Below are 24980 nucleotides of genomic sequence, written 5' to 3'. Positions count from 1 at the left end.
TGTAAAGGTAATTATATGATGATTTAAAGAAAGCTTTTTACTTTAAGCCTTCGGCTTTTTGCTGATTTTTGATAGGTTAGCGCTTAATATGAACACATTTGCCGATAGGATAATCGATTTTAATAAACAATTGGCGTATACAGGCACTCTGCCACCGGGAATCAGCATCATGAACCCATTTAGGGATAATGATTTTGCGTTTGATGTTTCATCACAATTTTACAGCAAATATTATAGCGATAATCACCGGCGGCATTTGATCCTCGGCATAAATCCCGGCAGGTTTGGATCGGGGATGACGGGCGTTTCTTTTACCGATCCTAAACGGATGATTGATCAATGCCAGATCCCGTATACCGGCCCTATGACTCATGAGCCATCATCAGCATATGTATATGATATGATTAACGCCTTCGGAGGAATAGCGGCGTTTTACCAGCAATTTTATATTCATTCGGTTTGCCCCCTGGGTTTTACCATAACCGGCCCAAAAGGTAAGGAGGTGAATTATAATTACTACGATACCCCTGAGCTAACCAAAGCTGTATATCCCTTTATTATTGAAAACATCCAAAAACAGATAGATCTTGGCTTTGAAACAGATACTTGCTTTTGCTTCGGCACAGGTAAAAACGAGGCATTTTTGAGAAAACTAAATGAAGAAAAGAAATTCTTTAAGCAGATAATCGCGTTGGAACATCCTCGTTTTATAATGCAATATAAATCAAAAACGAAGCAGGATTATATTGCCAAATATCTTAAGGTTTTTAACCAGGCTGTTATTTAACCCATTTATTTTGTACTGATATCGCGCTGGTGGTCATCAAACTCTTTACCGGTAGCATGGTAATCCCTGATGAATTGCGCTAATTGTTTCAATTCAAAATCCGTAAGCTCGGTACTGCCGGAATATTGGTAACCGGGATCAACGTCATCTAAAAATATGGCGCCTAAATACCCTTTATCAAATGTTTTGGGGCTGTCTATTTCCCTGTACAATTTATAGATCCCAGCATTATTGCTTTCAACTTTGTTGATATCTGCCGGATCTATAGCTATGTTGATATGTGTTCCGTCTTCCTTAGTTATGCCGAATGTTACGCCGCTGATTATCATAATAATTACTTTTTTTAAGTAAACACACTAATTACACGAATGTTACAAACGGGCATGAAATAATATGGAATGAACTGTGCGATTATATAGATTCACTAATGTTTAATATTGTTCACCGTACACAAGTAACAATTTAGAGGCTTTTGAAATAAAATTAAAAAGTTTTAATATGTTTATAAAATTATTCTTCAAATTATATAAACCGTGTAAAAAGCAACATGTTTTATTTTAATTTTGTTGGGTTGGTTACACCTATGATCATAATTTCGTCTTTTTAACTTTATCAATAATCCTAACTGCTGATGATGGCTTTCGTTAAAAAAATCTCTTTATTTAAGTTAATGGTTATGATGATGTCAACCTGTTTTGCTGCAAATGCACAGGAAGTATCAAAGTTTCCTTTGATCCCGTATCCAAGTGAGTTGGTAGCAGGCACCGGCTCTTTTGTAATAACAGCTCAAACAAGCATTATAGCTGCAAAAGAATTTACCAACGAAGCTGCCGAGCTTAATAAGCTGCTGCAAAAGGGTTTGGGCAGATCACTAAAACTAAATAAAACCGACAAGCCACGCGCTATAAAACTGGTTTATGATGCCGGCATTACCGCACCCGAAGCATATAGGTTAAGTATAACCACTAAACAATTGGTTATCAGGGCTAAGGATCCGGCTGGTGTATTCCACGCCATAGAAACTATCCGGCAGTTATTGCCCGTTTCTATTGAAACCGGCGCAATTCATAAGCAATTAACTTTACCTGTAGTATCGATAGAAGATAAGCCGGCGTATGACTGGCGGGGGATGCACCTTGACGTATCACGGCACTTTTTCTCTGTAAGCTATCTCAGGAAGTTTATCGACAGGATGGCGCTTTATAAGATGAATAAGCTGCACCTCCACTTAACCGACGACCAGGGCTGGCGCATCGAAATAAAAAAATACCCAAAACTAACCGAGGATGGCGCCTGGCGTACATTTAACAACCAGGATTCATCATGCATGAAACGCTCAAAAGATAACCCGGACTTTATTATTGATAAAGAGCACATCATACAGCGCGAAGGTAAAACACTATACGGCGGCTTTTATACGCAGCAGGAAATGAAGGGGGTAGTAGCTTATGCAACTGCAAGGCACATTGATATTATCCCCGAGATTGATATGCCTGGTCACATGATGGCAGCAATTAACTCGTACCCATTTTTAACCTGCAACGGCGAAAATAAATGGGGTGCGCTGTTTACCAAACCTATTTGCCCATGCAACGAAACTACTTTTGAGTTTGCGCAAAATGTATTCAGCGAGATCATGGATATCTTTCCGTCTAAATATATCCACATAGGCGGTGATGAGGTTGACCGTACCGATTGGGGTAAATCTGAAGCCTGCAAAGCTTTGATGGAGAAGGAAGGCATTAAAGACCTGCCAGCGCTGCAAAGTTATTTTATCAACCGGATGGAGAAATTCTTTAACTCAAAAGGCCGTAAACTGATAGGATGGGATGAGATCATTGAAGGCGGCATCAGCCCGACAGCTATAGTGATGTATTGGCGCACCTGGGTGCCGCAAGCACCGGTTAAAGCAGTAAAAAACGGTAATACCGTGATCATGACACCCGGTGAACCGCTCTATTTTGATAACCAGGCCGACCAGTATTCTATCTATAGAGTATATCATTTTAACCCGATTCCCAAAGTATTAGATACCGAAGAAGCCAAATCCATCATTGGTGCGCAGGCAAACATCTGGACAGAGCAGATCCCTTCCGAAAGGCGCGCCGACTATATGTATATGCCGAGGATGACTGCATTGGCAGAATTACTTTGGACAAACCAACCGGATAAATACGATTCTTATTTACAGCGCCTGGTACAGGAATATAGCAGGATGGATGCTTTGAAGATCAATTACCGCTTGCCAGATCTGCCTGATCTTTTAAATGAATACGTATTTACCGATGAAGGCAAATTAAACATAGCTTCACCATCAAAAAGTTTAACTATCCGTTATACTGCGGATGGTACTTTGCCCGATGTTAAATCACCAATATTGCCATCACCATTAATTATAAAAAAATCCGAATTAGTAAGGGTTGCTGCCTTTACCTCAACCGGCACCCGTGGCGATGTTTATAATTTACATTATACCCAACAACAAATGCTTGGACCGGTAAAAATAGCACCGCCAAAACCTGGATTGGCCTGTACCTATTATAAAGCTTATTTTAAGGAAACGGCATTGATGCAGGCTGCAAAAATAGACAGTACTTTCACAACTGATAAAATTGAAGTGCCTGCTACAGTACAAGCACCGTCATTTGGTATTACTTATAAGGGATACATTGATGTTCCGGCTGATGGTATTTACAGCTTTTATTTAACATGCGATGATGGCGGAGTATTAAGCATAGGCCCCAATGTAGTTGTAAATAACGATGGTAATCACTCGGCCCAGGAACGCAGCGGGCAAATAGCTTTAAAAATGGGGGCACACCCTTTTAAACTTGATTTTATTGAAGGTGGTGGCGGTTTCACCTTGAAATTGAAATATAGTGTTAACGGATCTGCACCACAGGATGTGCCGGCAGATTGGTTTAAAAATTAAAGATCTTTTATGAGGAAGTTTACAGGCATTGCTTTATTGTTATTTATCATCAGCCTAAAAGGATTTAGCCAGGCTACGCCTAAGCCTTATGGTGTGCTGCCAACTAAAGGTCAGTTAAATTGGCAGCAGATGGAGATGTACTGCATTATTCATTATGGTGTTGATGTTTATACCAACAAGGAGTGGGGATATGGAGACGAAGATCCAAAACTGATCAATCCTTCGCAGTTTAGCGCTATGCAAATAGTTGCGGCGGCTAAAGCCGGTGGTTTTAAGGGTGTAGTAGTTGTGGCTAAGCACCATGACGGATTTTGCATTTGGCCCACAAAAACTACCGAACATAATATATCAAAAAGTCCATACAAGAACGGCAAAGGCGATATGATGAGGGAATACCGGGAGGCCTGCGATAAATTAGGCATGCAGTTGGGCGTTTATTGCTCGCCATGGGATAGAAACAACCCTAACTACGGAACTGCCGAATATATAAACATCTATCGCGCGCAGTTAAAGGAATTGTATACCAATTATGGTCCCCTGTTTATATCATGGCACGATGGCGCCAATGGTGGTGATGGTTATTATGGCGGCAAGCGCGAAATAAGAAAGATAGACCGGTCTACTTATTATGGCTGGGATACTACCTGGGCAATCACCCGTAAGCTGCAACCCAACGCGGTTATATTTGGCGATGTGGGGCCTGATGTGCGCTGGGTTGGCAACGAAGAGGGCCACGCCGGCGAAACCTGCTGGGCTACTTATACGCCGCACGCCCCCGAAGAAGGCAAGAAACCAGGCAACGGCTTTGTAAAAGATTACGAAGGAACAGAAGGTACCCGCAACGGCGATTACTGGATGCCGGCAGAGTGCGATGTTTCATTACGGCCGGGCTGGTTTTACCATAAAACGCAGGATGATGGCGTGAAATCGCCATACACACTGCTCGATCTTTATTATAAAAGCGTAGGGCGCGGGGCGGCGCTTGACCTGGGCTTATCTCCTGATCCGCGGGGAATAGTAAACGAGATAGATGTTAAATCGCTCACCGCATTTGGTAATTTGCTTAAACAAACCTTTGCTGTTAACCTGGCAAAAGGTGCAACAATAATAGCCAGCAATGTGCGTGGCGGCAACAAAATCAAGTATGGCCCCCAGTTTTTGATTGATAACGACCGTTACAGTTATTGGGCTACTGATGATAAGATCACCACGCCCGAAGTGACCATTGATCTGCATACCCCTAAAACTTTTAATGTGATCCGCCTGCGCGAGAATATTAAACTTGGCCAGCGTATTGAAGCTTTGGAGGTAGATGCCTATATAAACGGTAAATGGCAGCAAATAGGCGCTGCCACAAGCATAGGCGGAAACAGGCTGATCCGTTTAACACAGAATATTACTTCGGGTAAAATAAGAGTAAGAATAACCAAATCACCTGTTTCTGTTGCGTTAAGCGATTTTGGATTATATAAAGAACCCGTACACCTCACAGCTCCAAAGATTGTTAGGAATAAAAAAGGTGAAGTTAGCATCACTACCGAAGCCCCAGTGGGTGCTATCCGTTATACTTTAAACGGGCAGGAGCCTACACTAAGCTCCCCATTATATACAAAACCATTTACGGTAATGGATGATGGTGTGGTTAAAGCAAGAAGTTTTGAAGGCACCACGAAAAAAAGCGATGTAACTTTTGTTTCATTAGGTTATGCTAAAGCCTATTGGAAAGTTTTGGATGCCGCAACTGCAAACAATAATGGCGCCGAAAATGCGATTGATGAGCATTCCGGTACACTGTACAGTACGTTGCAAAAGGATGCTGCAACCTATCCGCAGCAAATTACTATTGATATGGGTAGCGCTCATGATATCAAAGCCTTTGGTTATTTACCGCGGCAGGATAAGCAACCTGAAGGAATAGTAGATAGCTATGTGTTTTACACAAGTAACGATGGTAAGGAATGGACTAAAGCTGCATCTGGCGAGTTTTCAAATATTAAATCGAACCCGATTGAGCAGCCGGTGGTTTTAAGTAAACCCGTAAACGCCAGATATTTTAAATTTGAAGCCACGCGGGTAATTGCCGGTAATGGTATTACCGTTGCCGAATTAAGCGTTTATTAATAAACTATTATGTGCCGTGGTTTAGGTTTGAAAAATATGATGAACCACTGCACTATCATCCTATAAATAAAATGAAAAAACAGATCTGTTTAGCCGGAATGCTGGCACTTTTAGCTTTAAATTCATTTAGCCAATCGCATAAAAAGGCGGTGGCTGTAAAAACACCCGGTCTTACAAAATATGTTGATCCTTACATAGGTACAGGCTTTCATGGGCATGTATTTGTTGGTGCCAATGTTCCTTTTGGCGCGGTACAGTTGGGGCCAACCAATTTATCCGAGGGCTGGGACTGGTGTTCCGGCTACCATATTTCCGATTCTACCATCGTTGGTTTTCAGCATACTCACTTAAGCGGTACAGGTATAGGCGATTTGGGTGATATTTCCTTTATGCCAACAACCGGCCCGATAAAAACGATTAAAGGTACGCTTAAAGACATGCAAAGCGGCTATGTATCGCTGTTTAGCCACAAGGATGAGGTAGTTAAACCAGGTTATTACAAAGTAAAACTTAAACGCTATGATATTGGTGTTGAACTTACGGCCAGTACCAGGGTAGGGATGCATAAGTACACTTTCCCGGCATCCAAAGATGCGCATATCGTTATCGACCTGAAGGAAGGTATAGGCTGGGACCGGCCTGTGGAAACGTACATTAAGCAAGTGGATGGTCATACCATCTGCGGTTACCGTTTTTCAAATGGCTGGGCTGTTGATCAGCGTATTTACTTCACGGCAGTTTTCTCAAAACCTATAAAAACATTTACTGTGTACGATAGTACAGCCAAAGCAGCAGGATCGCAATTAAAAGGTATAAAAGTTAAAGGTGTTATAAGTTTTACAACCACCAAGGACGAAGTAGTTTATGCTAAAGTAGGTATCTCGCCGGTAAGTGCCGAAAATGCCATGTTAAATATCAAAGCCGAAATACCGGGCTGGGATTTTAGCAAAGTTGTTGCTAATGCTGATAAAGCATGGAATACGCAATTTCAGAAGATCAGCATCAAGGCAGATTCAATTTCGCAGCTTAAAAAATTCTATACCGCTTTTTATCATTCCATGGTAGCGCCATCTGTTTTTAATGATGTGAATGGCGAATATTGGGGTACTGATAAAAAAGTACATAAAAATATAGGCTTTAATAATGTGACCACGTTCTCGCTTTGGGATACGTACAGGTCAAATAACCCATTGTCAACCATTATACATCCCGAACATACAAACGATATGATTAACTCTATGCTGGCCATTTACCAGCAGCAAGGGAGCTTACCTGTTTGGCATTTAATTGCTAATGAAACTAATTGTATGGTAGGATACAGCGGGGTTCCGGTAGTTGCCGATGCTTTACTAAAAGGTTATAAAGGCTTTGATGCAAACCTGGCTTATGAGGCCATGAAAACCACAGCAATGCAGGACGCCCGAGGTATTAAGTTTGTTAAGAAATTTGGTTATATACCTGCTGATAGTACTGCCGAATCTGTTTCCATGGGGTTGGAATATGCAATTGATGATTGGTGCCTTGCTCAGGTTGCTAAAAAGTTGGGTAAAACAGCTGATTATGAATATTTCAGCAAGCGTGGGCAATATTATAAAAACTATTACGACCCCAAAGCCGGTTTTATGCGTGGCCGTCTGTCAGAAAATGCATGGCGTACACCCTACAGCCCGTTTATCTCTATTCATGAGCATGGAGATTTTACCGAGGGCAACGGCTGGGAATATACCTTTCTGGTGCCCCAGGACGTGGAGGGTTTGATCAGCCTTTTGGGTGGTAAAGATAAATTTAATATCAAACTTGATTCATTGTTTATTGCTAAAGGCGATATGGGCAAATTAGCATCCAATGATATCTCGGGTTTAATAGGTCAATATGCGCACGGTAACGAGCCAAGCCACCCAATGACATATTACTATGCCTACTCTGGCCAGCCATGGAAAACAGCCGAAAAGGTGCGTTACATTTTAGATGATTTTTATACCGATAAAACCGATGGCATTATCGGTAATGAAGATGTTGGCCAGATGTCGGCCTGGTATGTTTTATCGGCCCTGGGCTTTTACCCGGTTAACCCGGCAAACGGATTGTATGTATTCGGCAGCCCGGTTATTAATGAGGCCACACTGAAATTACAGGGCAATAAAACGTTTCATATTGTGGTGAAAAATAATGGTCCTAAAAATAAGTATATCAACTCAATGAGCCTTAATGGCGCTAACTATACCAAAACTTATTTCGCCCATAAGGATTTAATGAACGGCGGCGAACTGGTGATTACCATGGGGGATAAGCCAGGAACAGTTTGGGGAATTGGTGATGCTAATAAAGCGGTATCAGTGTTGAAGTAGGCAGACAATAAGAATAAAAGCGTCATGCCGAATTTTTCGGCATGACGCTTTAGATATATATCAATACTTTCCACTCCCTGATAATATCATGGACGCTAACTGCTCATCCCTGTTGTAAATATCTTTACGGAAGTTAAGCTTGTTGCCCCTATCAGTAAATGCCGTGAAATAAGCTATAAATACCGGTACTTTTTGTTTCAGTGTAACCTGCTTTTCTATACCGGAGTTCATTGCCAGGCTGATCTTTTCAGCGGTCCAGGTAGTATCGCTTTTTAGTAAAAATGCCGCAAGTTTTGCAGGCTCGCCCACCCGGATGCAACCGTGACTAAACGCCCGTGATGATTCGCCGAATAATGATTTTGAAGGTGTATCGTGTAAATAAATACTATAACTATTGGGGAAAAGAAATTTTACCAAGCCCAACGAATTTGCCGGACCGGGTTTTTGTTTAATCACCGGCAAGCCATTCAACTGCCCGGTGATGATCATATCATGTTCATTTATATAATTGGGGTTCCTACGCTGAGCAGGTAAAACCTCGTTGCGGATAATACTCTCTGGCAGGTTCCAGTACGGGCTGAATACTACGTACTGCATTTGCCCATAAAAAATAACGGTTTGGTGCACCTTTTGGCCAACTACCACATTACAGCTCCAAAGCAAACTATCGGCATGGTAAACATGCAGTTTAAATTCGGGTATGTTTACAGCCAGGTAATTGGTATTTAAGCTAACCGGCAGCCAGCGGCATCGTTCCATATTAACAATAATCTGGCGGATACGGGTTTCCAGGGGAACATTCATTTCGGCAATAGTTTCGGGGCCTGGTAAGCCGTCATTGGTTAAGCCATGCCTTAACTGAAACTGTTTTATGCCATCTTTTATTTCTTCATCAAATATGTTACTAAGTGTATCTCCTTTAAAATCCTCCAGTTTATAAAGCCGTGTTTTAATTTGCGATATAACTACAGATGAATCGCCCGGCTTTATTCCCTTAGCCGAAGGGATGGCAAGCCATTTTTCTTTGGCATCTAAAGCACGATATTTGCTTAGAAAAGCTTTTAGGAGGTCATATTGCCTGTAAACAGGTTCAGATAAAGTACTGCCGACTTTACCCTTTTGTTTCAGCAGGGTATCCAGGTAATCATCATACGCGATTTTTTTTCGGGGTAGATACCAGTTTACGGCCTTGCTTGTTGCATTGCTCATTCCCTGGAATACCAGCTTCGAAAACACAAAATATTGGGCGGTAAGCATTAGCTCGGTGGAAACATTGGGTTTAAAGGTTTTATCTTTGGGATGAACCTCAAATACCAGCGAATCTAAAGATTTTGGGTAGGGGATGGCTTTATAAATACCTTCATTTTGCAGGTTTGTCAACCTGTCTGATAAGTTTCCGGACTGTTCTATCAGCTGACCGTTGGCGTACCATGCATAGGCAAATTTACGCTTGCTATAAAACATGTTAATATCTTTAGCATAGGGTTCAAAAGCGGGGTACTTTTTAAGAAAGGCAATAACCTCCGCGCTGTCAAAAACAAGCTTGGTTTGGTCGCTGAAACTACCGGGAATAGTTTTATTCCATTCTTTAACAATTTCCTTTTTTAATGTGTCGGCTTTTGAATGCTTGTGTTTGATAACCTGTTTGCAGCTAAATGTATTGAAAATGAATAGGATAAGCAGTATCGGCAAATGTTTATAAACTCCTTTTAGCATAGCTTTTTTATTAGTAAGATAGAGAATGGAAAAAAATAATTAAAATATCAAATAAAGTATACTAAATATATAGACATTATAGTATATTTGTCTTGTTAATTCAAAATCATGCAAAGTAAAGTGCAAAAATACCATACAAATAGCTTTTTAAGTCATAACGATCTTAAGGATATAGCCTGTATGTGTTGTTGTTGAATTCCTCTCCCCGTAAAACCCCTCAACAAATAAAAAGTTTACTGACCTCGTTATTTAATATATTTTATGAACGCTTATCTGATTAGTCAAATGAATATGCCAACCGATGGTGTGTTACATTACAGCAGGGTAATATATGGATTATGCCGTTGTTGAACGTGATGTATTATCCCGTAACCCCAACAAAAAATAATTTATATACCCATTATATATACCCATTATTCTATTACAAATGTTAACCTCAAATAGTAAATACCCGTTTTTTGATCTTTCGGAAATTGTTCAAGATAATGATATTCCGTTTAAACCTTACCAGCCTTTAAAACCTGTAAAAGCAGGTAACTATATTCCTGATCTGAAATTTTTGAGTGATTACAGCCGCTGGCAGTCGTTTTTTAACGGGGCTCAAACGCATGGACCAATTTCATTAAGGCAGTTGTTAAATAAACCTTTGGTGATTGCTTTTTATTCGCGCCACTGGGGGCAGCAAGGTTTTGAGCTGCTGAAGAAGCTGAACAATATTCAACAGGAAATAAAAGCCAACGGGGGTAATTTATTGATCATCAGCGATGAGCGTACCGAAGAACTGGGAAAGAGAGCCTGGGAAAACAGCTTAACCCTTAACTTTTATCACGACGAAGAAAAAAATATAGCTAATATATTCAGGATCTATTCTGACAATGACCCGGTTTGGAACAGATTTTCGGGAATTGATGTAAATGTACCCTTGTTGGCTACTTATATTATTGATGCCAATAAACAGGTTATCTATAACCATATCGACCTGGACTTTTTGGGAACCTTTTTTGGCGAGGATATTATTTCTTCGGTTTATGAGGCCTCATTGATAGCTAACAGCAGGAGATCTGCCTGATATTTATTCACGTAAAATTAAAACTATGTCAATCACGATAGATGAGCTTCAGAAAGTGAAGACCAAAGTGCATCGGCAGGTACTTTCAGCCAACAGTGAATATGTGAAACACTTTGGCAACAAGGGCGAACTTACCATACCACCCAAACGTCAGTTTGCTATTTTAACCTGTATGGATGCCCGCCTTGATCCGGCGAAATATGCAGGTTTGGCCGAAGGTGATGCGCATGTGATCCGCAATGCGGGCGGGCGTGCAAGCGACGATGCCATCAGGTCGCTGGTTATTTCGCATAAATTATTGGGTACTAGAGAGTGGTTTGTAATTCACCATACCGATTGTGGTATGGGTTTATTTACCGATGATATAATCCGTAACCTGCTGGCTACAAGTTTAAAAACAGCTGCGATTGATGAAAATGGCTGGCATAATATCGACGAAAGCGGTGGATCTGATGAGGCGGCCCATATTGCGTTCCTTACTTTTAAAAACCTGGAAGCCAGTGTTACCGAAGATGTGGAGCGCATCAGGAACCATCCTTTAGTTGCCGGGCATATCCCCATTTACGGTTACGTGTATGATGTGCGGTCGGGCAAATTGATCGAGGTGCCCGAAGCCAGCCATGCCGGCGAAGTTTTTAATTAAACTATATAAGCGCGAAGCTGTTAATTTGGATATCTTAGGGGTACAAAACCTCTGAAAAATATAGATGAAGCTTGAAAAGCGCGATTACGATGCCATAATAGTTGGGTCGGGCCCAAACGGCCTGGCAGCAGCAATATTATTGCAGCAAAACGGCCTGTCTGTATTGTTGCTGGAGGGGAAAAAAGAAATAGGAGGGGGCCTGCGTACAGCAGAACTTACTTTACCAGGTTTCAAGCATGATATCTGCTCGGCTGTTCATCCTCTTGCGGTAGCATCGCCATTTTTTGAAACACTGCCTCTTGCACAGCATGGCCTGGAATATATTTTTCCGGAAACGGCAGCCGCCCATCCATTTGATGATGGTACGGCTGCTGTTTTACTAAAATCGGTTGATGAAACAGCAAAGCAGCTTGGCGCCGATGAACAGGCTTACCTAAACCTTATGAAGCCGATAGTAAAAAACTGGCCCCTTGTTGCAGCCGATGTATTAGGCCCGCTGCATTTTCCAAAGCATCCTTTGTTAATGGCCCGGTTTGGTTTGCCGGCGCTTACACCGGCAACCTGGTTGGCTAAAACATTTAAAACCCAAAAAGCAAAAGGCCTGTTCGGGGGAATGGCAGCCCACGCTATACAGCCGCTGAGCAATATAGCTACCTCGGCTATTGCACTTGTATTAATGGCCCATGGACACTTAAAAGGCTGGCCGGTTCCAAAGGGCGGTTCGCAGCAAATAGCGAATGCTTTGGCATCCTATTTTATATCTATAGGCGGAAAGATTGAAACGGATTGCTATGTTCAGTCATTAGATCAACTGCCATCTGCCCATGCGGTTTTGTTTGATATTACACCAAAGCAACTATTAAAAATAGCCGGTCATAAATTTTCATCTTTATACAAATGGCAGCTGGAACGCTATCGTTATGGTGCCGGTGTATTTAAGGTCGACTGGGCATTAGGCGCGCCAATACCTTTTAAAGCCGAAGCGGTAAAGCAAGCCGGAACTGTACACATTGGTAATACCTTCGAAGAAATTGCCGAAGGGGAGAAAGAGATATGGAAGGGCAGGCATCCCGATAAGCCTTATGTGTTGTTGGCACAACAAAGCACGTTTGATAAATCCCGCGCACCCAGGGGTAAGCATACCGCCTGGGCCTATTGCCATGTACCCAATGGGTCTGGTAAAGATATGACTGATATTATTGAGCAGCAGGTGGAACGTTTCGCACCGGGTTTCAGGGATACTATTTTAGCTAAGCATACTTTCAATACCGCACAGTTAGAGGAATATAATCCCAACTATATAGGTGGGGATATTAATGGCGGTGTAATTGATATTGGTCAGCTATTTATCCGGCCGGTGTTGCGTTCATCGCCATATAAAACATCAGCAAAAGGACTTTATATCTGCTCATCCTCCACGCCACCTGGTGGCGGGGTGCATGGCATGTGCGGTTATCATGCAGCTAAGAAAGCTTTGAGCGATGTTTGGGGCATAAAAGTAAAGCCGCTGTAGGCTCTACCCGAGAGGATGTATCATAAATAAAATTTATGCCCCGAATAAATCCAAAGAAAAAAGAGGCTGATCATTTTATGATACAGCCTCTTTAAGAAGATTTTTTAAGTCTCCCCTTTAGGGGAGATTTAGAGGGGTTTTAATTCAGTTCTAATGTCACTACAGATTTTGCAGGCAGTGTTACTACCAGTTTATCACCATCTTTTTTGGCACCTGTAAAACTTGCAAGGTGCAATTTGTTAGGATTTTTAAAAGTGTTGATATCTGTGATTTTAGCCGAAGTTAATACCTGGCCGCCAACGGTACTCCATTTAACATCTTTCAGATCGGTAGTAATGGTTATGGCATTATGCAAATCAAGGTTAACCAATGAAATGTGCACCTTCCCGGCAGCATCCTGCGAAGCTGAAGCATTTACAGCCTCTATCTTTTTACCGTCAACCTCGTAATTAGGTACGTTTAGTTTAATTGGCAGGTATTTAGCATCCTGGTGAACCTTGTACATGTCAAAAATATGGTAAGTAGGGGTGAGCACCATTTTTTCCTTGTCGGTTAAAATAAGCGCCTGCAATACGTTTACAGTTTGCGCCAATGCGGCCATTCTTACCCTGTCGCTATGGTTATTAAAAATATTCAGCGTTGTACCGGCTATAAGGGCATCACGCAGGCTGTTTTGCTGGAATAAAACACCATGGTCGGGACCCGGTTCAGGATCCGTCCAAACACCCCATTCGTCCACAACTAAAGCAACTTTCTTTTCAGGATCATATTTATCCATAATGGCAGAGTGTTTGTTAACCAGTTCCTCCATTTTAAGGCAGTTAACCATAGTGCTAAAATATTCTTTTTCACTAAACTCAGTAGCCGATCCTTTTTTACCCCAGTCTCCTGTCGGAATTGTGTAATAATGCAACGATAAGCCCGACATCAGCGAATTTGAGATGTTCTTCATGCAAACTTCTGTCCAGTTATAATCATCAGCGTTTGGTCCGCTGGCTATTTTTTGAAGCTTTGCGCCTGGGTAATCCTTGGCAAAAGCAGCGTAACGTTTAAACAGGTCTGCATAATATTCGGCTTTCATATTACCTCCACAGCCCCAGCTTTCGTTACCAACACCCCAAAAAGTCACCTTATAAGGTGCAGGGTGGCCATTTTTAGCGCGCATTTGGGCAACTGTACTGCTACTGTTTGAATTTAGATATTCAATCCATTTCGACATTTCCTCTACCGTGCCGCTGCCAACATTGCCGGCAACATAGGGCTCGCATTTTAATAAGTCGCAAAGCTCCAGAAATTCATGTGTGCCAAAGCTGTTATCTTCGGTGGTACCACCCCAGTTGGTATTTACCATACGTGGGCGTTGTGCTGCGGGGCCAATGCCATCGCGCCAGTGATATTCATCTGCAAAGCAGCCCCCAGGCCAGCGCAGGTTAGGGATTTTGATTTTTTTTAGGGCATCAACCACATCCAAACGGATGCGATCCTGCTTTTTAACCGGCAGGTTTTTATCAACCCAAAAACCACCATATACACCACGGCCCAGATGCTCGGCAAATTGCCCGTAAATGTGCTTGCTGATGGTTGTTTTTGAATCAGTGCTGATGCTGAGAGTACCGGTTTGGCTGTAGCCGGTTGCCGAAATTAAACATAACACGGCAATGCCAAATGAGGAGAGCAAATTTCTTTTCATTGAAAAACAGGTTTATGCCGTAAAGAAAAGAAAAATTATTAATAAGTGTGAAAATAACAATAAAAAAAATTGAGAGCCTCAGCCAAATTCTCCAAAGGAGGGTCTTGGCTGAGGCCTCTAATTCGTTTCCTCTTCTAAAAACTCCTTAAACTTATCTCCGCTGTAATCAACCGCGCCCGAATGCTTGTATTTCAGGCTTCCATCCTTGCCAAATATAAGCGTAGTAGGTATGGTGCCGCCTAATAATGTATCTGGCAGCTGGTTAAGGGATGTATATAATGGCAGGTTATAGCTGTGTTTCTGCAGGAAGATACTGGCCCTGGCCGGGTCATTATCCACATCAACCATTATAAAAACTATTTTGGGATTGTTTTTTAGTTTTTCATACAGTTTATTGATCGATGGCATTTCGGCAAGGCAGGGTGGGCACCAGGTTGCCCAGTAATTTACAAATACTACTTTTTGTTTTAAGCCCGATAAAGAGATGATATTACCGGTTGAATCCTTATATCTATAATCGGGCAGATTTGCAAATACTTCATGATGACGGGCATACCCCGCCGGATCTGGCTTAAAAAATCCTACAGCCATTAATCCACGGATCAAATAGCTTTTGGCTGCAGGATTTATCAATGTAATTAAAGCCGCTGTCATAAGTACTATAAACAGGATGTTTGATTTGGAGATATGTTTTCTTTGTATCATGTTCAATGGTTTGCGCCAGTAAAACTCAATGCGGCAATTTGTTGCGCAGTAATCCATAAACCCAGGTACCTGCAATTGCGCTTAATAAGGTTACAGCAGTCACCAAAAAGCCGCTCCCAATTTGTGCAAACAGCGGGCCCGGGCAGGCGCCGGTTATGGCCCAGCCTAAACCAAATATCAATCCGCCGTAAACATTACCCCAGCTGAATTTTTTTGGTTGGATGATAACGTCTTCGCCAAGCAGGGTTTTAATCCTGAATCGTTTAATGATTAAAATTGATAGCATACCAACAACAATAGCGCTGCCAATAATACCATACATATGAAAAGCCTGCAACCTGAACATTTCCTGGATCCTGAACCAGGAGATCACCTGTGATTTTACAAGTACCACCCCAAACAGTAAACCTATAAAGAGGTATTTTATATTTTTCATGTTAGAGTTGCATAAGGTAAGGTAAAATAAACCAGGTCATTACAAAGCCGCCTATCATAAAGCAGCATGTTGCTATCATAGATGGCCATTGGAGGTTAGAAATGCCCATAATAGCATGACCCGACGTACAACCATCGGCATACCTGGTGCCAAAACCCACTAAAAAACCGCCTAAAACCATAAAAACAAAGCCGCGTAAAGTAAGCAATTGCTTAAAGCTAAAAATATCCCGGGGTAATAAACCAATAAAATCCTTTACACCTTGTTGCCTGAGCAGGGCAGTAGTTTTGGGATTAATATCAACCGCCTGGTTCCCGGCTAAGTATTGTGTGGCAACTAATCCGCCTAAAATAATACCGGCTACAAAAAACAGGTTCCAGCTTTCTTCTTTCCAGTCGTATTTAAAAAAGGAGATATTAGCCGGCAAACAGGCCGCGCAAATATGCCTGAGTGATGATGATATGCCAAACGCTTTATTGCCAATAAGCAAAAGGGCCGGAACAAAAAGGCCTATAACCGGGCCGGCGATATACCATGGCCAGGGCTGCTTTAAAAAATCCATAGATTTAAAGGTGTTATGTCGCAAATATATTTAATGTAAGCAGCAAATCTGTTTTTTAACGCGTGTGAATAACAGTCATTCCTACAATTTTACTTTTTATTTGCTTTAGTAGTATTGTAACAATATATTTACCAGTAATTATATAAGGCTACAATATATTCTGAATGGTGAAAAGGTTTATTGCGATACTATTATTAAATGTGCATCTGTTCAATTTGGGCGGATACAATTTAGTAGCCCAGTATTTCATTCACCAGTCTGAAGTGCAGATAGTAAAAGAGATCTACGAAAATAAGATCGATGCTACCAAGCTTGTCGAGATCAAAATACCGGTACATCTGCCCGGAATCCACAAATGGAAAGATTATGTGCGCGTTAACGGCCAACTGCAATTAAAGGGCGTTTATTATAATTACCTGAGATACAAAATGGCACCCGATACGATGTCGTTCATTTGTATAGCCAATAGCGTTAAAACCAGGCTGGTATCTGCCAACCTGATCATAGCCAAAGAAATCAACGATGTGCCTTTGAGCAAGAAAGGACACGATTCATCGTTGAAAAAAGGAAGTACCAATAACGATTATAGTTTTACGGCGATGAATTACCAGTTCGCTGCATTTTCTACACCGCTGAAAGTTAATATCAGCCCTATAATTTACCATTTAAATTTTCCCTACATCGAGTCTCCCGGCAAACCGCCAAACTTTACCTGCTAATTATAGCTTATAAATTATGATGTTGAATTGTTCTTTTAAAAAAAAGCGCAGTTTGATTTAATTATTGATCGATACCAATTGTTGCTTTAATGTGCAATAAGTGTTTATTGAACAATTGACATCGTTATTATATGCTTACCAACTTTAATGCTGCATAATTATTTAATGGCCTTTATTTAATGGCGTAAATGATTTTTTCTTTAACCTGTTTATTGTTAACTTATTACTAAAAACCTTACTTAAATCGAATGAAACATTCATTGCTGTATTTTTACAGATGCTGTATTGTTATGGCATGTTGCCTCACTTTTTCAGAATACGCGCAGGCGCAAACAGATGCTGATGCCTTAATGATACCCAAAAACTACGTTTGTGCTGCGGGTGTTTATACCCACAGTCAGTGGGATAACTATTGGGAAGGTACTTTTAAACGGGATGCCCCAAACCTGGGTACCGTAAGCTCAAATTCATATATGCTGGGTTTTGTTTATGGTCTTACAAATAAGATCAATGTATCAATAGCACTTCCTTATGTAACCACAAATGCAAGTGCCGGTACCTTAAGGGGTGAGCGTAATTTTCAGGATATAAGCGCATATGTAAAATGGCTGGCTGTTAAGCAAGAGATAGGTAAAGGTGTACTTAGCTTTCATGCTATTTTATCGGGATCAATTCCTGCAACTAATTATGAGGCCGATTTTTTGCCTTTATCTATTGGTTTGCACAGTAAAAATATTGCTTTACGTGGTTTATTCAATTACCAGGTTAACCGCTTCTTTGTAGCCGGCGCGGCACAGTACATTCGCAGGAGCAATATCACTATCGACAGGAATTCATACTATACTACCGAGATGCATTATACCAATGAAGTGAAGATGCCCGATGTTTCTAACTTTTTTGTGAGCGCCGGTTTCAGGAGTTTACAATTTAATGCCGAGGCGGTGCTTACTAAGGTTACAACATTGGGTGGTTTTGATATCAGGAAAAATGATATGCCTTTTCCAAGTAACAAAATGAATTCAACACTTGCCGGTGTCATCTTCAAATACAGCTTTCAAAAGATAGCCGGGTTAGAGCTAACCGCCGGTGGTAACTATGTATTAAAAGGCAGAAATGTGGGGCAGGCAAGAACCATGTATGGCGGTGTTTATTATGTTTTTAACACCAGGAAAGAGAAATAATTTTGATAATACTTAATAATAATCTGATGAAAAGATCATTACTTTATATAATTCCTACAGTACTTTTAGGTGTAGCCGTTTTTAGCTCATCGTGCAATAAAGATATTGTAGACCGTACTTCGTTATACCCTGCATTAACGCCGGCAAAGCTCGATCTGAATGCTGATACCTGGACTCCCGTATTGGTTAAAGATTTTAGTGTGCTTACCGTTGCCGCACCTGATGCAGTTACCTCACCTGCCTATCTGGCGGATATTAATGAGATTAAAGCGGCACAACGGAATTTAACTGATGACCAAAAGGCATCTATAAAATACTGGAGCGCGGGTGCTGTATTAAGGTGGAACGAGATTATGCGCCAACTGGTGGCAAAGCACAATATTCCACCATATCAAAATGGCGACGGCACTTACCCGGCGCCAAGTTCGGCCAATCCGTTTAACTACCCGGAGTTTCCGTTCTCGAACCCACCGTTTGCTGCCCGCGCTTATGCTTATGTAAGTGCTGCGCAATATGATGCCCTCATTGCTGCATGGCATTTCAAAAACACTTACAAACGCACGGCTCCTTATAAAAACGATGCAGCCATACAGGCACTGGTTCCGGTATCCGAACTGCCATCTTACCCAAGTGAAGATGCTGTTGTTGCGAGTACTACGGTTGAAATGATGAAGCTGTTGTTCCCTACAGAGCTGGCTTACATTAATGAAAAGGCACAGGAAGAAAAATTATACCGTATAATGGCTGGCGCCAATACAAGAGGCGAAATTACCGCAGGCGAATCATTAGGTAAGCAGGTTGCCGCGTTGTTTGCAGCACGTGCCCGTGGTGACCGGGCCGGCAAGGCTATTGGCGATGCCAATGTATGGGCAAAGCTTCAAACAACTGCGTTTGAACCAGGTAAATTTTGGCTGAGTTTAGAAACGCCTAAAAGGCCGCCAATGTTACCTTTGTTTTCAAAAGTGCTTCCGTTTTTGTTTGATACGTTAACTGTTGTTTCATTGCGCCCGGCTGCACCTTATTTATCCAGCTCGGCCGAGTATAAAAAAGAGGTTGATGAGGTATTGTCAATGAGTAAAAACCATAGCCGCCAGCATGAAGAGCAGGTTGCTTTTTGGGCAGATGGTATTGCCACTTATACCCCAACCGGCCATTGGAACGCTATTGCTGCCGATGAGTTTGTAAAGCAAAATTATAGCGAAGTGCGCTGGGCACGTAACTTTGCCTTGTTGAACATGGCCGAAATGGATGCCGCAATTGTTTGTTGGGATACCAAATATTTTTACTTTAATCAGCGTCCGTCGCAAGTTGACCCTTTGATTAAAACGCTCACAGGAGTGCCAAATTTCCCGGCTTATACATCGGGCCACTCTAATTTTAGCGGTGCCGCAGCAACCGTATTAACTTATTTATTGCCGGATAGGGGTACTAAGTTTACAGATTTGGCACACGATGCTGCCATGTCAAGGTTGTATGGTGGTATCCACTTCCGCAGCGATTGTGAAGTTGGTTTGGTAACCGGCAATAAGGTAGGGCAATACGCAGTTAACAGGGGGAAAGCCGACGGAGCCGGGCTGTAATAAGTACTATCAAATAAGCTATAAAAATGTCACGTTTAATTACCGGTCAAAAAATATATTACACGCTTCGCTTTGCCTGTGCCATGTGTTTTATAGGGCATGGCGCGTTTGGAATAATAACCAAGCAAATATGGTGCAATTACTTTGCGGTTGTGGGGATAGGTCATGATATGTCATATACACTAATGCCTTATGTGGGTACGGTTGACATATTGTTTGGATTATCCCTGTTGGTTTACCCGATACGTGCAGTAGCCGGATGGCTGGTGGTATGGGGTTTAATAACTGCATCTATGCGCCCGTTATCTGGCGAACCATTTGCCGAATTAATTGAACGCGCGGGCAATTTTGGTGCCCCGTTTGTGCTGCTGCTTTTTCAGGGTGGCTTTAAAATGCCTTTGAAGAAATGGTTTAGCCGTATGGACGATCATGTAAGCCTGGATGCATCTACTTTAAAAACAGTAATAAATTGTTTAAGGTTATTCGCGTTCCTGCTGCTGCTTGGTCATGGTTGGCTAAACCTGACCCAGAAAGCTGGACTCATCAATCAATATCATTCTTTAGGATTTAATGACCCTGGTAAAACAGCACAAATGGTAGGCTTATTTGAAATTGTAGCAGCCTTTTCGGTACTCATCAGCCCTTTTGCCAACATTCTTTTGGTATTGGTCGCCTGGAAAATAGCAAGCGAGCTTTTTTATCCCAAATATGAAATGTTTGAGTGGATAGAACGTGGTGGCAGTTATGGAGTACTGCTATCCCTGTGGTTCGCGGTAAAAAAAGCACCTTCCGGTTTATTGGCATGGCCTTTTAAAAACAAATCTCATCTAAATATAAATTAATCAACATAAAAATCCTGTAAAAACAGGTTTAAGCAGGGTTTAAGCACCCGGCTTTGTCCTTTTATTATTTAAACATTGTAAACACTTTAAAATTCTATGAACCTATTTTTAAAATCTATTTGCGCAATTGCGTTTCTTGTACTTATTAATTACACCAATGTAAATGCACAAGGCTGCGTAGCCATCAGGAGCACAGGCGGTTTATGTACTATGGACGAACACCCCGATAGCGCCAGTGCAGCCGAAGGAAGCTGGCTGCTGAACAGTAATAGCCGCTACTTCCGGTCGTACAAACATTTTGTGGGTACTAAAGAGCAAAAACAACGTATTGCGTTGGGTACAAACGTTATTAATCATTCTTATACGCAAGACCTAACCCTTACCCGCGTCTTTAACAATCGTTGGTCGTTCGCAGTGGATGTTCCCGTTGTTGATAACAGCCGTTCCTCTTTATATGAGCACGGTGGTAAAGAGCGCTTAAGCACGCATTCATTTGGCTTAGGCGATATACGTTTAACTGCATATGCGTGGTTACTAAACCCGGCAAAAGCCCGTAGGGGAAATATACAGGTAGGTTTGGGTTTAAAACTGGCTACAGGCACCTATAACTACCAGGATTATTTTTACCACCAGGGAGGTACAGCCGATACGAAGGTGCTTGGCCCTGTTGATCAATCTATCCAATTGGGAGATGGCGGTACAGGCATAACTACCGAAGTTAATACCTATTACAACTTTACCAACAAGCTTGGTGTATATGGTGGTTTTTATTACCTGATTAGCCCAAGAGAACAAAATGGTGTTTCATCTGCACGTGGCGGTACCCCAAGCGCTAAAGCGGTTGCCAATGGCAGCGACGTAATGAGCGTGCCCGACCAGATAATGCTAAGAGCCGGTGCCAGCTATGGCTTAGGCAAATTTAATTTTTCGGCTGGTGCGCGTTATGAGTGCTTACCGGTGAAAGATCTTGTAGGTGGTAGCAATGGTTTCAGAAGAACAGGTTACATTATATCTGCCGAACCAGGCGTTACCTATCGTTTAAAATCGTTTTCAATTTATGCATTTGTACCAGTTGCTTTAAAACGCGACCGTACACAAAGTGTTCCTGATAAAATTTCAACAAGACTTACAGGAACTTATACACAAGGCGATGCGGCCTTTGCCGATTACGCTGTAAACGTTGGATTAACATACAGATTTAAATAGAGAGTTGATTTTATGATTTAAGGAGAAGCCGGGCGTGAGATACCCGGCTTTTTTGTTTTTTGTAATACTATTTTGTTAAAAAACTATAGTTTTACGGTATGAACACTCCCGAAGAAAACTTTGCGGCACTGGGTTTAAACCTGCCGCCGGCACCAAAACCTCTTGGTGTTTACAAACCTTGTTTAGTTGATGGTAAATACCTTTACCTGTCTGGTCATGGAACGGTACAGGATGATGGAACGCTAATTATTGGCCGTATTGGTGATACCATTAATATGGAAGATGGTAAGCTGGCCGCACGTCAGGTAGGTTTAGCTATGCTGGCCACTATAAAAGCCAATATTGGTAGCCTGGATAAAGTTAAAAGAGTGATAAAAGTATTGGGTATGGTTAACTGCACACCCGATTTTGAAAAACACCCATTCATCATAAACGGAGCAAGCGAGCTTTTTGCCAAAATATGGGGCGAAGAGAACGGTATAGGCGTTCGCAGCGCGGTAGGGATGGGGTCGTTACCTGATAATATTCCCGTTGAAATTGAAGCCTTGTTTGAGCTGGCTTAGTGAGTGGTGAGTGGTGAGTGGTGAGTGGTGAGTGGTGAGTGGTGAGTGGTGAGTGGTGAGTGGTGAGTGGTGAGTGGTGAGTAAAATTGCCATACAAGTTATTCAAAATTCTTTAATTCGTTTAATTCCGGTTCAGACAAATTCGATGGCTCAAAACTGGTTCACGATAGATAATATCGACAAGCTTGATACGCCGGCGCTGGTGGTTTATCCGGATAGGGTAAAGGCAAACATTGATCTGCTTAAAACCATGATCGACGATGTTACCCGTTTGCGTCCACATGTAAAAACTTACAAAAACAAAGAGGTTACCCGGCTATTGCTGGCTGCCGGGATTAAAAAGTTCAAATGCGCCACCATAGCCGAGGCCGAACTATTGGCATTATCTAATGCCCCTGATGTATTGCTTGCCTATCAGCCGGTGGGGCCTAAACTTGATAGGTTCATTAAGCTGATACACCATTATCCGCAAACAAAATTTTCATGCCTGGTTGATAATGATCTTGCTGCGGGCGAGATTTCTGAGGCCGCTAAACAACATGATCTGACGATCGATGTTTATATCGATCTGAATATTGGGATGAACCGTACGGGCATTGCCCCTGGATTTGAAGCATTGCAGCTATATATGGATTGTAGTGTACTGCATGGGCTAAACCCTGTTGGCTTGCATGCTTATGATGGTCATATCCACGATATTGATCTCGCTAAAAGAAAAGAACGTTGTGATGCTGGTTTTAACCCGGTTTTAAAACTGCAGCAAGACCTTAAAGCAAAGGATTATCCAGAACCGGTTATTGTGGCAGGAGGTTCGCCTACATTCACTATTCATTCCAAAAGAGACCTTGTAGAATGTAGCCCCGGAACTTTTGTTTATTGGGATAGAGGTTATGAAATTGGAATTCCCGATCAGCCATTTTTACCGGCTGTGCTGGTAATTGCAAGAGTGGTTTCCCTGCCCGATACTACTAAGCTTTGCCTGGATGTTGGCCATAAATCCGTATCGGCCGAAAATGAGTTGGGAAAACGGATCTACTTTTTAAACGCTGCCGAATTGGTGCCAACCGGCCAGAGTGAAGAGCATTTGGTAGTTGATGCCGGTAAAGATCACCACTATAAAATAGGGGATGTGCTTTATGGTATCCCGCACCATGTTTGCCCAACTGTGGCTTTATATGAGCGTGCTTATACAATTGAAAATAATACACTTACCGGTGAGTGGTTAAATGCTGCCCGCGACCGGAAGATCACTATCTGATAGAATAAATTATGTTTGTAATTGATGCCCATTTAGACCTCAGCATGAATGCGCTGGAGTGGAACCGCGACCTTACCCGCCCGCTTGCCGAACTTAACCAGCGCGAAGTAGGCTTGACAGATAAACCAGATAGGGCTAAAGCAGTAATAACTTTACCTGAATTGCGTAAAGGCAACATTGGTTTGGTAGTAGCCACACAGATAGGGCGTTATGTTGCGCCTGGCAATCCCTTGCCCGGCTGGCACTCACCAGAACAGGCCTGGGCGCAAACACAGGGACAGGTGGCCTGGTATAAAGCTATGGAAGATGCCGGTGAAATGGTGCAGGTGAATGACCTGGCATCGTTAGAAAAACATTTGTCTTTTTGGAATGATGGCCGGTCAACAGAAAATAAAGCAATAGGCTATATCCTGAGTTTGGAAGGGGCTGATTCTATAGTAACGATACAACACCTGGAACGTGCTTATAATTATGGTTTGCGTGCTGTAGGTCCGGCTCATTACGGTCCGGGCAGGTATGCACAGGGTACCGATGCCACTGGCTACATGGGGCCCAAAGGGCATGAGCTTTTAAGGGAAATGGAACGGCTAAACATTATACTTGATGCTACCCATTTATGTGATGATAGCTTTTGGGAAGCGCTTGATCATTTTAACGGCCACGTTTGGGCCAGTCATAATAATTGCAGGGCGCTGGTGAACCATAACCGCCAGTACAGTGATGAGATGATAAAGGCGCTGGTAGACCGGGGGGCGGTTATCGGTGCAGCTTTGGATGCCTGGATGATGGTGCCGGGATGGGTAAGGGGAATATCCACTCCAAAAGGAATGAACTGTAACATGGAAGTAATGGTTGATCATATCGACCATATTTGCCAGGTAGCCGGAAATGCACTGCACGTAGGCATGGGTACCGATTTGGATGGAGCCTTTGGCCGGGAGCAATGCCCTTATGACCTGGAAACTATTGCCGATCTTCAAAAAGTACCGCATCTTCTGAAAAAACGTGGTTATACAGATGCGGATATTGAGAATATGATGCACGGTAACTGGTTAAGATTTTTAAGAACGGCCTGGGCGTAAATAACAAAAAAATTAGTTTACGATAAA

22 protein-coding genes are annotated in these 24980 nt (G+C 42.2%); 15 read left to right on the top strand and 7 right to left on the bottom strand.

Annotation, left to right across the window (positions count from 1 at the left end; genetic code table 11):
* Window positions 1–88: 88 nt before the first annotated feature.
* On the top strand, window positions 89–787 hold the full coding sequence (locus AC1DO4_RS16755; protein WP_477417827.1) for a uracil-DNA glycosylase family protein: 699 nt from the start codon (window positions 89–91) through the stop codon (window positions 785–787).
* 5 nt (window positions 788–792) lie between these two features.
* Here the strand turns inward: AC1DO4_RS16755 and AC1DO4_RS16750 are convergent, their stop codons facing one another.
* Window positions 793–1116 (bottom strand): hypothetical protein, encoded by a 324-nt coding sequence (locus tag AC1DO4_RS16750; protein ID WP_477417825.1) that lies wholly within the window; start codon window positions 1114–1116, stop codon window positions 793–795.
* Between the two features lie 347 nt (window positions 1117–1463).
* Between AC1DO4_RS16750 and AC1DO4_RS16745 the strand changes: the two genes are divergently transcribed.
* From AC1DO4_RS16745 to AC1DO4_RS16735, 3 genes are all read left to right on the top strand, one after another.
* On the top strand, window positions 1464–3719 hold the full coding sequence (locus tag AC1DO4_RS16745; protein ID WP_477417823.1) for a family 20 glycosylhydrolase: 2256 nt from the start codon (window positions 1464–1466) through the stop codon (window positions 3717–3719).
* Window positions 3720–3728: 9 nt separating this feature from the next.
* Window positions 3729–5840 carry an alpha-L-fucosidase gene (locus AC1DO4_RS16740; RefSeq protein ID WP_477417821.1) on the top strand — a complete coding sequence of 704 codons (2112 nt, stop codon included), beginning with the start codon at window positions 3729–3731 and terminating at the stop codon, window positions 5838–5840.
* 71 nt (window positions 5841–5911) lie between these two features.
* Window positions 5912–8188, top strand: coding sequence for a GH92 family glycosyl hydrolase (locus AC1DO4_RS16735; RefSeq protein WP_477417819.1), 2277 nt, complete (start codon window positions 5912–5914; stop codon window positions 8186–8188).
* Window positions 8189–8248: 60 nt separating this feature from the next.
* Here AC1DO4_RS16735 and AC1DO4_RS16730 read toward each other — a convergent pair whose 3' ends face one another.
* Window positions 8249–9904, bottom strand: coding sequence for a L,D-transpeptidase family protein (locus AC1DO4_RS16730; RefSeq protein WP_477417817.1), 1656 nt, complete (start codon window positions 9902–9904; stop codon window positions 8249–8251).
* A gap of 427 nt (window positions 9905–10331) precedes the next feature.
* Here AC1DO4_RS16730 and AC1DO4_RS16725 point away from each other — a divergent pair, with 427 nt between their 5' ends.
* From AC1DO4_RS16725 to AC1DO4_RS16715, 3 genes are all read left to right on the top strand, one after another.
* Window positions 10332–10973 carry a redoxin domain-containing protein gene (locus tag AC1DO4_RS16725; protein ID WP_477417815.1) on the top strand — a complete coding sequence of 214 codons (642 nt, stop codon included), beginning with the start codon at window positions 10332–10334 and terminating at the stop codon, window positions 10971–10973.
* A 25-nt stretch (window positions 10974–10998) separates the two neighbouring features.
* Window positions 10999–11616 (top strand): beta-class carbonic anhydrase, encoded by a 618-nt coding sequence (locus AC1DO4_RS16720; RefSeq protein ID WP_477417813.1) that lies wholly within the window; start codon window positions 10999–11001, stop codon window positions 11614–11616.
* A 64-nt stretch (window positions 11617–11680) separates the two neighbouring features.
* The gene (locus AC1DO4_RS16715) at window positions 11681–13129 is read left to right on the top strand and encodes a phytoene desaturase family protein (RefSeq protein WP_477417811.1); all 1449 of its coding nucleotides are present in this window, start codon (window positions 11681–11683) and stop codon (window positions 13127–13129) included.
* 139 nt (window positions 13130–13268) lie between these two features.
* On the opposite strand, the gene AC1DO4_RS16710 is transcribed toward AC1DO4_RS16715, so the two are convergent.
* The 4 genes from AC1DO4_RS16710 to AC1DO4_RS16695 form a co-directional block, all read right to left on the bottom strand.
* Window positions 13269–14819, bottom strand: a complete 1551-nt coding sequence (locus AC1DO4_RS16710; protein ID WP_477417809.1) for an alpha-N-arabinofuranosidase — start codon at window positions 14817–14819, stop codon at window positions 13269–13271.
* Between the two features lie 117 nt (window positions 14820–14936).
* The gene (locus tag AC1DO4_RS16705; protein ID WP_477417807.1) at window positions 14937–15524 is read right to left on the bottom strand and encodes a TlpA family protein disulfide reductase; all 588 of its coding nucleotides are present in this window, start codon (window positions 15522–15524) and stop codon (window positions 14937–14939) included.
* 25 nt (window positions 15525–15549) lie between these two features.
* On the bottom strand, window positions 15550–15960 hold the full coding sequence (locus AC1DO4_RS16700) for a DUF6691 family protein (protein WP_477417805.1): 411 nt from the start codon (window positions 15958–15960) through the stop codon (window positions 15550–15552).
* Between the two features lies 1 nt (window position 15961).
* Window positions 15962–16522, bottom strand: a complete 561-nt coding sequence (locus AC1DO4_RS16695) for a YeeE/YedE family protein (protein ID WP_477417803.1) — start codon at window positions 16520–16522, stop codon at window positions 15962–15964.
* A 164-nt stretch (window positions 16523–16686) separates the two neighbouring features.
* Between AC1DO4_RS16695 and AC1DO4_RS16690 the strand changes: the two genes are divergently transcribed.
* From AC1DO4_RS16690 to AC1DO4_RS16665, 6 genes are all read left to right on the top strand, one after another.
* Window positions 16687–17241 (top strand): hypothetical protein, encoded by a 555-nt coding sequence (locus AC1DO4_RS16690; RefSeq protein WP_477417801.1) that lies wholly within the window; start codon window positions 16687–16689, stop codon window positions 17239–17241.
* A gap of 248 nt (window positions 17242–17489) precedes the next feature.
* On the top strand, window positions 17490–18422 hold the full coding sequence (locus AC1DO4_RS16685) for a hypothetical protein (RefSeq protein ID WP_477417799.1): 933 nt from the start codon (window positions 17490–17492) through the stop codon (window positions 18420–18422).
* Between the two features lie 26 nt (window positions 18423–18448).
* Complete coding sequence (locus tag AC1DO4_RS16680; protein ID WP_477417797.1) at window positions 18449–20002, top strand: vanadium-dependent haloperoxidase; 1554 nt, start codon at window positions 18449–18451, stop codon at window positions 20000–20002.
* 26 nt (window positions 20003–20028) lie between these two features.
* Entirely contained in the window at window positions 20029–20844 is an 816-nt protein-coding gene (locus tag AC1DO4_RS16675; RefSeq protein ID WP_477417795.1) for a hypothetical protein, read from the top strand.
* Window positions 20845–20940: 96 nt separating this feature from the next.
* Window positions 20941–22050, top strand: a complete 1110-nt coding sequence (locus AC1DO4_RS16670; RefSeq protein WP_477417793.1) for a hypothetical protein — start codon at window positions 20941–20943, stop codon at window positions 22048–22050.
* A 98-nt stretch (window positions 22051–22148) separates the two neighbouring features.
* Complete coding sequence (locus tag AC1DO4_RS16665; RefSeq protein WP_477417791.1) at window positions 22149–22613, top strand: RidA family protein; 465 nt, start codon at window positions 22149–22151, stop codon at window positions 22611–22613.
* On the opposite strand, the gene AC1DO4_RS16660 is transcribed toward AC1DO4_RS16665, so the two are convergent.
* Window positions 22563–22706: a hypothetical protein gene (locus AC1DO4_RS16660; protein ID WP_477417789.1), complete on the bottom strand. Its 144-nt coding sequence runs from the start codon at window positions 22704–22706 to the stop codon at window positions 22563–22565. The two genes, AC1DO4_RS16665 and AC1DO4_RS16660, sit on opposite strands and share 51 nt — an antisense overlap.
* Before the next feature lie 52 nt (window positions 22707–22758).
* Between AC1DO4_RS16660 and AC1DO4_RS16655 the strand changes: the two genes are divergently transcribed.
* Together AC1DO4_RS16655 and AC1DO4_RS16650 are read left to right on the top strand one after the other, a co-directional pair.
* Window positions 22759–23871, top strand: coding sequence for a D-TA family PLP-dependent enzyme (locus tag AC1DO4_RS16655; protein ID WP_477417787.1), 1113 nt, complete (start codon window positions 22759–22761; stop codon window positions 23869–23871).
* Window positions 23872–23882: 11 nt separating this feature from the next.
* A complete protein-coding gene (locus AC1DO4_RS16650; protein ID WP_477417785.1) occupies window positions 23883–24953 on the top strand; it encodes a dipeptidase in 1071 nt (356 codons plus the stop codon).
* Window positions 24954–24980 lie beyond the last annotated feature (27 nt).

The sequence above is a fragment of the Mucilaginibacter sp. P5_A6 genome (genome assembly GCF_056400585.1).
The sequence above is the reverse complement of the archived record's forward strand: the minus strand, read 5'-3'. Positions and strand labels throughout refer to the sequence as shown.